The sequence below is a fragment of the Actinophytocola sp. genome (assembly GCF_009379765.1).
Lineage (GTDB): Bacteria > Actinomycetota > Actinomycetes > Mycobacteriales > Pseudonocardiaceae > Actinophytocola.
This window is the reverse complement of the sequence record NZ_WHTD01000001.1, coordinates 30361-42551: the sequence shown is the minus strand read 5'-3', so window position 1 is coordinate 42551 and position 12191 is coordinate 30361. Positions and strand designations below refer to the sequence as shown.

Below are 12191 nucleotides of genomic sequence, written 5' to 3'. Positions count from 1 at the left end.
TCCCTCGTCCGCGCCGACAGGACGACCAGCTCCGGATGCTCGTCGCCGGCCGAGCCGACCGGCGCCTGGTACTCCTCCAGGATCACGTGCGCGTTGGCACCACCGGCACCGAACGAACTGACCGCGGCCATCCGCGCCGCCTCCCGCCCGTCCAGCGTCGGCGGAAGCCAGGACTCGAACGCGCGCTGGACGTGGAACGGTCCGGACGCGAAGTCGACGTGCGGATTGAGCTGTTCCGCGTGCAGCGACGGCACCAGCGCGCGGTACCGGAACTGCAGCAGCACCTTGGTGATGCCGGCGATACCCGCCGCCGACTCCAGATGACCGATGTTCGACTTGACCGAGCCGATCGAGCAGGCCGGCAGACCAGCCGACCCGGGTGGCGCGGTCTCGGCGAAAGCCCGGTTCAACCCGTCGATCTCGATCGGATCGCCGAGGGCTGTACCGGTGCCGTGCGCCTCGACGTAGCCGATCTGCCGGGGATCGACACCGCCCCGGCGCAGCGCGTCGCCGATCACCTGGTGCTGCGCGACCGGTGTCGGCACGGTGTAGCCGTTGCTGCGCCCCCCGTGGTTGACCGCCGTGGCCCGGATGAGGCCGTAGATGTGGTCGCCGTCGGCCTCGGCCCGGCTCAACGGCTTGAGCAGGAGCGCGCCGACCCCTTCGCCGGGGACGTAGCCGTCGCCGCCGGCACCGAAGCTGCGGCACCGGCCGTCGGTCGAGGCGAAACCAGCCTGGACGAGCTGGAGGTAGCGGTTGGGATGCGCGATCGCGTTGACCCCGCCGACGATCGCCGCGTCACAGTCACCGAGCCGCAGGCCGGCGCACGCCAGGTGCAACGCGGTCAGCGAGGACGAGCACATGGTGTCCAGCGCGATGCTGGGGCCGGTGAGCCCGAGCGTGTAGGACACCCGGTTGGCCACCGACGCCGACAGCGAGCCCGGCACGAACCCCTGCTGCTGCCGCGCCGGGTCCGCGCCGTACAGCTGGTACTGCGCGTACATGACGCCGACGTAGACGCCGATGCGCCGGCCGGCCGAGGCCGACCGGGCATGTCCGGCGTCCTCCAGCACGTGCCAGGCGGCTTCCAGGAACATCCGCTCCTGCGGGTCCATCAGCCTGGCCTCGCGCGGCGATATGTTGAACAGCAACGGATCGAACCGGTCGATGTGGTCGAGAAAGCCGCCCCACCTCGCCTGCGCGCGCCCCGGTCGTCCGGGAACCGGACGGTCGTAGCGCCGGTGGTCCCAGCGCGACCGCGGTATCTCGGTGATGCAGTCGCGCCCGTCGCGCAGGTTGTGCCAGAACTCCTCCAGCGTCTCGGCCATCGGGTAACGGCCGCTCAGGCCCACAATGGCGATCGGATCGTCCGAGACCGGCTGAGCCGCGGCGGCGGCGACCGGCGCGGTCGAGCCGTTCGCAACCACGAACGAGCCGTTCCGCGCGGTCGAGCCGTTCGCGGACACCGGCGCGAACGGTGTCGCCGGGACCGCGGCCGGCGCGGATTCGCGGCCGCCGAACCGTTCCGCGGCCGCCTGCGGATGGACGTCGGCCAGATGACCGCTCAGGTCGGCAAGACACCGGTACTCGAAGAACAGGGTCCGCGGCAGCGGTCCGAAGATCTCCTCCAGGTCGCGCGTGACGTTCATGACCATCACCGACTCGAGGCCGTACTGCTCGAACGGCGTGTGCGCGTCCATCCGGTTCGGCGGCATCTTCAGCTCGGCGGCGACCAGGCCGGTCACGTGCGCCAGTAGCGCGCGGCGCGCCGCAGAACCGTCCGGCGACACCCGCTCGGCCTGCCGGGTCGCCGGTGGTGCACTGGCCGCGGTCAGCGTCCGCAGGATCGTGTCCCGATGTCCGTGGAAGACGGCCGTCCTCGGGTGTCCCTCCCCCAGGATCGCCTCGAACAGCCGCAGACCCGTGGCCACCGGCAGCGGAACCCAGCCGAGATCGCGTTCGATCCGGTCCTTGGTCCGCTCGTCGACGTCCATGCCGCCGCCGCTCCACAGCGGCCATGCCACCGACACCGTGACGCCGGAACGCGCCCCGACCGCCCGGTGCCGTTCACGCCACTCGGCGAAGCCGTCCAGAAACGCGTTGGCGAACGAGTAGTCACCCTGCCCCGGAACGCCGACCACTGAGCTGGCCGAGGAGAACAACGCGAAGAAGTCCAGGTCCTCGTCCCTGGTGGCCCGGTCGAGATGGTGCGCACCCCACACCTTCGGGGCGAGCACCGCCGCCACGTCCGCGCGGTCCTTGCGCACGACCAACCCGTCCCGCAGGACGCCGGCGAGGTGGATCACGCCGTCCAGCCGGCCGAAGGACTCGCGGGCCTGCCGGACCATCCGCCGCGCGCCGTCCCCGGTGCCGCAGTCCGCAACGACGTGGCAGGTCCTGGCTCCCGATGCCGCCAGTTCCCGGAGGAACGCCACGCTCGATTCGTCGGCCGCCGACCGGCCGGCGAGCACGAGATCGGCCTGGTACTCCCGCGCGAGATACCTCGCCAGTTCCCGGCCCAGCCCACCGAAGGCGCCGGTTACCAGGTACACGCCGCGCCGGCGCAACCGCGCCCTGTCGCCGGTGCCGTCCGGTGTGGACACCTCGGACATCGTGCGCACCTGCCGGTCCTGACCGACGTAGCGCACGTCGTCGCCGGCCGTGGCCGGAGCGGTCAGCTCGGCCGCGATCCGGCGCACGTCGCCGCCAGCCGACGGCCAGTCCAGGGTCGTGTACACGAAGGACGGCAGCTCGGCGGCGACCGTCCTGCCGAACGCGGCCGTCGCACCGAGCAGTGGGGTCTCGGCCGAGCCGAGGCGCACCAGACGGACCGGCGTGTCCGAGCCGCGGGCCGCCAGCGCGACAGTCAGGCCGGTCACCGAGTGGAGCGCGGCTTCCAGTCCCCGGTCGGTCACGGCCACCTCGGGGTCGACGGTCGAGCCCCACGCGTGCACCACGGCCGGTGATCCGAGATCCGCGCCGTCCGCCGCGATCTCGTCCAGCAGCCGACGGTAGTGCGCGACCTCACCGGCGACGACCACGTAGCTGTCCGCGGAAGGCCGGTCGAAACCCTGTCCGGCCAGTACCCGCACCACCCTGGTCCCGGTCGGGACCTGATCGGCCAGCGCGTCGGCGATCGACCGCGCACCGTCCTCGTCGAACACCAGGACCGTTCCCGCAGCGGTGCTCGTGGCGGCCGGCAGCGGGGCCGCCCGCCAGGTCGCGCGCAGGAGGACCGGTTCGGGTCCCTCGCTCGTGAACGGACGCACGACCAGCCCGTCCACCCTGGCGACGATGCGGCCGGACTCGTCGGCGAGTTCCAGATCGACGACCTCCGGCCGACCCCGCGAGTCCGTCGCGGCGGATCGCGGCCGCGACCGCACCCAGCAGTCACCGGTCAGCCGGTGCGGGCCGACCAGTATCTGGTCGACCGCGAACGGAATCCGGGCTCCGCCAGGACCGTCGTCGCCGCTCTCGAACGCGACCAGTGTCTGGAAGGCGCCATCGAGCAGCGCGGGATGTGAGACGTGCCGGTCGTCGGGCCACGGTTGGCCGAGCCGCAGCCTGGCCAGCGCCTGCCCTTCGCCCGTGCGCAGCTCTGCCAGCACACGCAGCGCCGGACCGTAGTGCAGCCCCTGCCGGTCGATTCGCCGGTAGCAGGAGTCGACGTCGAGTTCGGTGTCGCACGCCGCGCCGAGCGCGGCGAGGTCGACGGTCCCCAGCTCGCCACTGCCCGCGGACACGGTCGCGCGCGCGTGACGTACCCCATCGGCCGCGCCGACCGTGATCTCCAGGTCGCCTTCGGCGGCGCCCGGCACTGCCGCGATCTCGAGCCGGTGATCGCCGTCGGCAGGCACCTCGATCGGGCTCTCCAGCACGAGGTCCGCCAGGCGCAGCGTTCCGGCGCGGCCGGACGCCTCGGCCGCGGCCAGGATCAGATCGATCACCACCGCGCCCGCGAGCACCCGACATCCGTCGACCACGTGATCACGGACGAGCGGCGAGTCCGCGCCGAGCACACAGGTGTACCGGCCCGCGGCGACCTCGGACAGCACCGGCCGGTCCGCAACGGCCGGGTGCGCCGCCCCGCGCGGCCCGCTGTCGCGCAGCGATGGCCAGTGCCGTTCGCGCACGAACGGGTAGCCGGGCAGGCCGACCTTCTGCAGCGCACGGCTCGGCGTGCGCACGAGATCGTCCCCGGCACCGTCGACCCAGTGCCGGGCCAGCTCGGTGAGATCCGCGTGGTCGAAGTCCGCGCCGCGCTCGCCGTCACCGGCGTGGCCGGTGAACACGCCCGCGGCGCCGCCGTGCGCGGCGAAGTCGCGCAGTCGCGCGACGAGGTCGGAGACATCGGTGGCGACCAGCGCAAGGCGGTGCGGCAGGGCGGTGCGGCCGTGCCGCAGCGTGGCGGCCGCGCGGGCCAGCCAGCCGACCGCGTCGCGGCCTCCGGCATGTCCGTGGCGGTCGGCGTGGTCGGCAAGGCCGGTAGCCAGCGCGGTGAGCCGATCGCTGCTCGCCGCCGACAGCACGATCAAGCTGGGGCCTTCGGCATCCGCCTCCACGGGGGGTTCCGCGACGGGGGGTTCCGCGACGACGAGGTGTGCGTTGGCACCACCGGCACCGAACGAACTGATGCCGGCGATGCGGCGAGCCCCGTTGCTGTCCCAGGGTTGCACTGTGCGCTGCACCGTCAGACCCGCCGCGTCGAAGTCGATGTGCGGATTCGGCGGATCGCAGTGCAGTGACGGCACCCTGGTGCGATGCCGGAGCTGGAGCACGACCTTGGCCAGCGCCGCGATGCCGGCGGCCCCCTCCAGATGGCCGATGTTGGACTTGACCGAGCCGATCGGACACGGTGGGGTGCCGTCGGGACGCGGCCCGAGTGCCTTGGCCAGCGCGCTGATCTCGATCGGATCACCCAGCGCGGTGCCGGTGCCGTGCGCCTCGAGGTAGCCGATGTCGCGGGGCCGCACGCCGGCCCTGCGCCAGGCGCGCGCGATGAGCTCGGCCTGTTCGGTCGGGTTGGGGACGGAGAAGCCGTTGGTCCTGCCACCGTGCGCGACGGCACTGCCGCGGATCACCGCGTGGATGCGGTCGCCGTCGGCGAGTGCCCTGCTCAACGGCTTGAGCACCACCGCGGCCACCCCTTCGCCGGGTACGTAACCGTCGCCGCCCGCGCCGAAACTGCGGCAGCGGCCGTCGGTGGCGGCATACCGGCCCTGACTGAGGTCGACGTACTTGGCCGGATGCAGGGTCAGGTTGACCCCACCCGCCACGGCCGTGGTGATCTCCCCGCGCGCCAGCGCTTCACAGGCCAGGTGGATCGCGGTCAGCGACGAGGAGCACATGCTGTCCACGGCCATACTCGGTCCGCGGAAGTCGAAATAGTGCGAGACCCGGTTGGCGATCGAGGCGTACGAGGAGCCCAGGTACAGCGGGTTTCCGCGCGCCGCCTCCGCTGCCTGGAGCAACTGGTACTGCGAGTACATCAGTCCGACGTAGACACCGACGGGCCTGCCGGCGAGGTCTTCGGTGGTGATGCCGCCATCCTCCAGTGCGTGCCAGACCTCCTGCAGGAACAGCCGTTCCTGCGGGTCCATCCGCTCGGCCTCACGCGGCGAGATCCGGAAGAAGGCGGCGTCGAACTCGTCGATCCCGTCCAGGAACGCTCCCCACCGGCTGTAGCTCTTTCCCGGCCGACCGGGTCGGGGATCGAAGTACTCGCTGTGATCCCACCGATCCGCGGGAATCTCGGTGACGCTGTCACGTCCGGCGCGCAGGTTCTCCCAGAACTCGTCGAGGTTCCCGGCCTGTGGAAAGCGGCCGCTGATGCCGACGATCGCGATCCCGTCCGCGGACGGCGGCGCCGGATCGTCGGTCGCCGGATCGTCGGTGGCCGCGGGTTCGTCGGCCACGAACGGCCGCCGCTCACCGTCCGATGTGGTCACCAGCCGATCGACGGTGTCCGGGTGCTCCCGAGCCAGGTAGTCGGCCAGCGAACGCACGTCCTGGTGCTCGAACAACAGCGTTGCCGGCAGCGCTCCGAACCGGGTCTCCATCCGGCGAACCAGGTTCAGCGCCATCAGCGAGTCGAATCCGTAGTTGTCCAGCGACCGATCCGGCCGGATGGTGTGTACGGGGATGCGCGCCTCGGCCGCCACCAGCTCGCACAGCCAGTGGACCAGAGGCTCGCTCGGCGCCTCCGCGGTCGCACCGATCAGTCGTGCGGCCGCCGCCACATCGATCTCACCCGACCGGATCTTGGCGAGCAGCACCCTGCGATCCGTCTGTCGATCAACCACGGAATGCCTCCAGTGCCGATAGGGCTTCCAACTCGTCCATCTCCCCGTCCCGGAACCGCTGCAGGACGTCCTCGATCCGCGCCTCCGGAGGTTCAGCCGATGCCGGCGTGGCCGCACCGTCCAGGCGCCGGACCGACAGCCGCTCCATGGCCAGCAGCACTCGTCCCCGCTCGTCCAGGAGCCTGACCTGGACGGTGTGGCTGCCGGTGGAGGACCGGCCGTCGGCGGCGGAAACCCAGGCATAGACCGATTCCGGCCAGGGATCGGTCAGGAATATCTCGTCGACGGCCATCGGCAGCAGCGGACTGGTCAGCCCGTCGCACACCTGTGGGACGGCCGCGAGCAGCTGCAGCGCCCCGTCGGCCAGCGTCGGATGGACCCGATAGGTCGCGGCGGCGGCCAGCCTGCCGGGCAGCTCCATCCTGGCCAGTGCCTCCTGGTCACCGGTGTGGACCGTGCGCACTCCGCGCAACTCCGGCCCGTGCACCAGTCCCAGCCCGGCCATCACCCGGTACAGCTCGGAAACCGGGAAGTCCCTGGTGCATCGGCGCCGCAGCGCCGCAAGGTCCATCCGAACCGGAAGATCGGTCGTGTCGCGTCCGACGAGCGTTCCGCGTGCGTGGACGGCCTCCGCGGAACGGATCTCGAACTCGGTCGCGTCTCCGCGCGGCCGCAGCGAGGTCGTCAGCCGGACCGGCTCGTCCGTCATCGCCAGCGGACGCAGCCACTGGAAACCACGGATACCGTCCGCCGGCCGCCCCGCCTGACGACCGGCCCGCAGCGCCAGGTCGATGTACAGGACTCCGGGCAGTGTCGGCTCGTCCCGCAGTCGGTGCTGCGCGAGGTAGAACTCGGTGCCGGCCAGTTCGGTCTCCAGGACGGTCGATTCGGTGCCGTCGACCATCCGCAACACCGGCGCGTGACCGGTGGCCGCGCCGTAGGCGGTGTCCTGCTCGTCGTACCAGTACCGGTGACGGTCGAACCGATAGGTCGGCAGGGAGATCCTGCGGTGGACCCGTCCGTTCCACAGCGCCGGCCAGTCCACATCGGCACCGGACAGGAACGCCTCGGCCGCCTCGGTGGCCGGGCCGTGCGCGACCGCGGCCGTCACCGGTTCGGCACCGGACAGCGTCGCGCGCAGCCGATCCGACAACTCCGCCCGATCACGCACGACGAAGGCCGACCGCTCCGCGAAGTGCTGCCGGCACAGCTGCGCGTTCTGGGCGATCTCCGCGACGGACACGTCAGCATCCGTCCGGTCCAGCCAGTCGGCCAATGACCGCACGCGCGCGCGCAGCGCACTCGGCGTCTGCGCGGAGAGCGGGACGACGACCGCCGGTCCGGCGTCGGGCGCCGACGGCCGAACCGCAGGCGGTTCCTCCAGCACCAGGTGTGCGTTGGTGCCGCTGAAGCCGAAGCCGCTGACGGTGGCGCGCCGCGGATGACCGTCGGTGCCGTGCCACGGCCGCAGCTCGGTGTTGACGAAGAACGGGCTGCCCGCGAAGTCGATCAGCGGGTTGGGCCGGTGGAAGTTGGCCGACGGCGGAATCGCCCGGTGCCGGAAGGCCAGCAGCACCTTGATCATCCCGGCGATCCCGGCCGCCGCTGCGGTGTGGCCGATGTTCGCCTTGACCGACCCGATCGCACAGAAGCCGCTCCGGTCGGTGTACTTCCGGAACGCGTTGGTCAGCGCCTCGACCTCGATCGGATCGCCGAGCAGTGTGCCGGTGCCGTGTGCCTCGACGTAGCCGATGGTCGACGGATCGACGCCGGCACGCTCGTAGGCGGCCAGTTCGACGGCGGTCTGGGAGGTTCCGCTCGGCGCGGTGATGCCGTTGGTCCGGCCGTCCTGGTTGATCGCGGAGCCCCGGATCACGCCGTGCACGTGGTCACCGTCGCGCACCGCATTCGCCAGTGGCTTGAGCACCAGCGCGGCGACTCCCTCGCCGGGTCCGAAGCCGTCCGCGTCGGCGTCGAACGTCTTGCAGGTGCCGTCCGGGGACAGCATCGCACCATTGCTGGCGACGACGAAGTAGTCCGGGGCGAGGGTCAGGAACACGCCGCCGGCGATGGCCGTCTCGCACTCGCCGGACAGCAGGCTCTGACCGGCAAGGTGCACCGCGACCAGGGACGAGGAGCAGGCGGTGTTCACCGCGATGGACGGACCCTTGAGGTTGAGGAAGTAGGAGATCCGGGCGGCGAGCACGGATGCCTCGTTGCCCCAGAACGACTGGGCCTCCCGAACCGCCTCGGCCTTGTTCATCCGGGTCAGGTACTCACTCGGACCGGCGCCGACGAAGACCCCGCACGACCGGCCGGCCAGCGCGCCGCCCGGGTAACCCGCGTCCTCCAGCGCCTTCCATGATTCCTCGAGGAACAGGCGCTGCTGGGGGTCGGTCTGCGCGGCCTCCTTGCCCGAGATGGCGAAGAACGGAGCGTCGAAGGCGTCGATGTCCGCCAGGAACGCGCCGCGCCGGCAGTAGGTGGTGTCGAGCCGGGCCGGGTCGGGATCGTAGTAGCGCTCGGCGGACCAGCGGGAGGCCGGGACGTCCCCGGCTGTGCACACACCATCGGCCAGGCTGGCCCACAGCGCGTCGAGGTCCTCGGCTCCACCGAACCGACAGGACATGCCGATGACGGCGATGTCCCTGTTCCGGTGCGCGGCACCGGCGCCGGCCACCGGCTCGACGGCCACTGGCTCGACGGCCACCGGGGTGTCGACCGGCGGCATGGACACCACCACTCGTCCGATGGTCTCGCGGTCGGACTTGAGCGCGTACGCGTCGGTGACCCGGTCGAACTCGACCACCCGCGCGAGGATCGGCGTGATCTCCCCGGATTCCAGGTGCGCCACCATCTCGTCCAGGTAGCGGGTGCGCCGGTCCGGGTGCTGCAGGAAGTACTTCTTGGCGTTGAAACTGTGGAAGCTCTGGTTGTCCACCAGCCGGGACAGATCCAGGTGGTCGGAAGCCTGCAGGCCGAACACGGCGATCTCCACGTAGCGGCCTTCCGGCGCCAGCAGGTCGATGCCGTCCTGGATCGCCGTGCCACCGACCGTGTTGATCACGACGTCGACCCCTCGACCGCCGGTCCGGCGCAGCACCTGCTCGACCACCTCGTCGCGCGAGTGATCGATGGCGTCCGGGACACCGAGGGAGGCCAGGTACTCGATCTTCCGCGCCGAACCCGCGCTCGCGATGACCTCGGCGCCGGCCAGCTTCGCGAGCTGGACCGCCATCAGGCCGTTGGTCCCGGTCGCCGCCCGGATCAGCACCCGCTCCCCGGCCCGCACCGCGGCCCGTTCGAAGGCCATGCGCATGGCCAGGAACGCCACCGGTATCCCGCATGCCTGCTCGTAGGTGATATTCGCCGGCTTGCCCACGACGAACGTCTCGTCGGTGACCACGACCGACGCCTGCCCACCCATCTCCGGCCTGGTCAGCGCGATGACGTCGGCGCCGGGCCGTACCCGCTCGACACCGGGACCGACCCGGCCCACCACACCGGACACCTCCACTCCGGGAGTGAACGGGAAGTCCGGCATCATCGGGTACAGGCCCTTGGCGGCCAGGAAGTCCGAGAAGTTGACCGGGAAGGCCCGGACCAGGATCTCGACTTCTCCCGGACCAGGTGCGCTCGGCTCGATCGGGACGATGGTCAGGTCCATCGGGCTGCCGGGCCGCTCGAACCGGACCGCGCGGAACCCACCGGCGACGGAGACGGGCTCGGCGGCCGGGGCCGTCACGGTCGGGACCGCCGCGGTCGGGGCCGCCGGTTTCTCCGGCACCGGCTCCCGGGTCTTCGCCTGCGCGAACCGATCGGCGCCGTGGCGGTCGACCACGAACGCGGCCAGCTCGTGCACGGTGGGATGGTCGAAGATCGCGATCGTCTTGAGCAGTACGTCGAGTTCCCGGTTGACTTTGTTGATCAACTCGACACCGACTATGGAGTCCACGCCGTAGTAGGACAGCGGCCGGTCCAGGTCCAGATCCTCGGCGGACATGCCGAGGGTTCCGGCGGCGAGTTCGGTGATCACCTCGGCGACCCGCCGCACGGCACCGGCACGCGAATCCACAGCAGCCGCCGACTCCACAGCGGCCTGCGTCGCGGTGGCCGGCGGCACCGCGACCGGCGACGGCGGAGCCGGCACCGGCGTGGGCGATGCCGGCATTGGCGTGGGTCGTGCGGTGATCACCCGCTGGAACAGCTCGCCGGGTTCCTCGGCCGCGCCGGACACCACGACGTCGGCGAAGCCGGCCGATTCCAGCCGGCGACGCCACATGTGCGCGTCCAGCAGCGGCGAGGACGCCAGGCGCCGCGGCTCGTCCCCGTGCGACCACCATCCCTCCAGCAGGCCGAAGGTGACCGTGTGGAAGGCGGTCACCCTGGTGACCTCGGTGAGCGACAACCGGCCTGAGGGCGCCAGCAGGCGTTGAATCCGGTCCAGAACGGTGTCCAGGCCGGCAACCGCGTGCAGCACGTTCGCCGCGATCACCACGTCGTAGGTGTCCGGGAAACCCTGCTCACCGACCGGACGGTCGAGGTCGAGTGGCCGGAACTCCATCCGGACACCGGTGACACCGCCATACCGAGCCCGCGCCTCGCGCAGGAAACGCACGGACACGTCGGTGAAGTGGTAGTCGGCCTCGATGCCGCCGCCGCGCAGCGCGGCGAGCACCGCGTCGGTCGTGGCGCCGGTACCCGCACCGACCTCGAGAATCCGGGCGCGCCGGCCCGCGCCGGCCGCGCGGAGGTGTCCGGCTACCTGCTCGGCGAGCACCTGGTTGCAGTAGTCGGCCAGCCGTTCGTCCCGGTAGGTCGCCGCGACCAGCTCGATCGACCCATCGGGAAAGAGCACCTCGGTCGGTGCGGCTGCCCCGGCGAGGACATCCGGCAGCGCGTCCAGGCATGCGCAGGCGAGATTCAGGCGGGCAGCCAGGTTCGGATACGTTCGCCGGAGCCGGTCGGCCCGCTGCCGGACCGCGGACAGTTCGACCTCCGCGACGCGACCGGTGGCCTGCAGCCGGCCGCCGCCCAGTGTCGCGTATCCGTTGCGGACCGCGATCCGGGCCAACGCGAGGACCAGGCCATGGTTCCGGGGCAACGCATCCAGCGCCGATGCCAGGTCGGCCAGGTCGCGACCGTCCTGCGAAAGCACGCCGGCCCGCAGGAACAGCGCGCACACCTCCTGCGCGAGGAAGTCCTCCAGCTCGCGTTCCTCGATCCGCTGCAGCGCCGAATCATGAAGGCGCGCAACGGGTTCCGGCACTCCCGCCGATGCGTCGGCACCCGCGGCGGCGGCACCGTCGGCGGCGTCCGCACGGACACCGATGCCGAGCAGCACCTCGTCGGTGGCGGCGCAGGCGACGACCTGTCGCAGGCCGGAGCCGAGTACCCGTTCGACGGCGGCCATCCCGTCGGCAGGATCGATCGGCCGGAAACCCCGGGCTCGCAACTGGTCCAGGTAGTGCGGCGCGGCGACGGCGCCGACCGTCCCCCACACTCCCCAGTTGATCACCTGAACCGGGTACCGAGCCCGCGAGCCGACCGCAAGAGCGGTGGCGTCCTGCGCGGTCGAGGCCGCGGCGTAGTTGCTCTGGCCGGCCGAAGCCGTGAAGGACTGCACCGACGACAGGTAGAGCAGGAAGTCCAGTTCCTCGTCGGCCAGCAGGTCCCCGAGGACGGCGCTGCCGTGTGCCTTGGGCCGGTAGACCGCGTCGAGGTCCGCGGCGGTCATGCGCTCGAGGATCCCGTCCCGCAACACCATCGCCGCGTGGAACACCCCGTTGACCGCACCGAACCGAGCCTTGGCCGTGTCCAGAGCGGCGCGCATCGCACCGCGGTCGGTGACGTCGGCGGCCAGGTACACCGCACGGCCACCCAGCTCGG

Annotated in this window: 2 protein-coding genes (both only partly in view); both read right to left on the bottom strand. The window is 71.6% G+C overall.

Annotation, left to right across the window (positions count from 1 at the left end; translation table 11 throughout):
• Window positions 1-6302 carry the start of an SDR family NAD(P)-dependent oxidoreductase gene (locus GEV28_RS00125; protein ID WP_291407223.1) on the bottom strand. It extends 6706 nt beyond the left edge of the window, so 6302 of the gene's 13008 nt are visible here — the first part of the coding sequence; its start codon is at window positions 6300-6302; its stop codon lies beyond the left edge, outside the window.
• Window positions 6295-12191 carry the 3' portion of an SDR family NAD(P)-dependent oxidoreductase gene (locus GEV28_RS00120; RefSeq protein WP_291407346.1) on the bottom strand. The gene runs 7516 nt beyond the window's last position, so only the last 5897 of its 13413 coding nucleotides appear in the window; its start codon lies off the right edge, out of view; the stop codon is at window positions 6295-6297. Before GEV28_RS00120 ends, GEV28_RS00125 begins: the two co-directional genes overlap by 8 nt.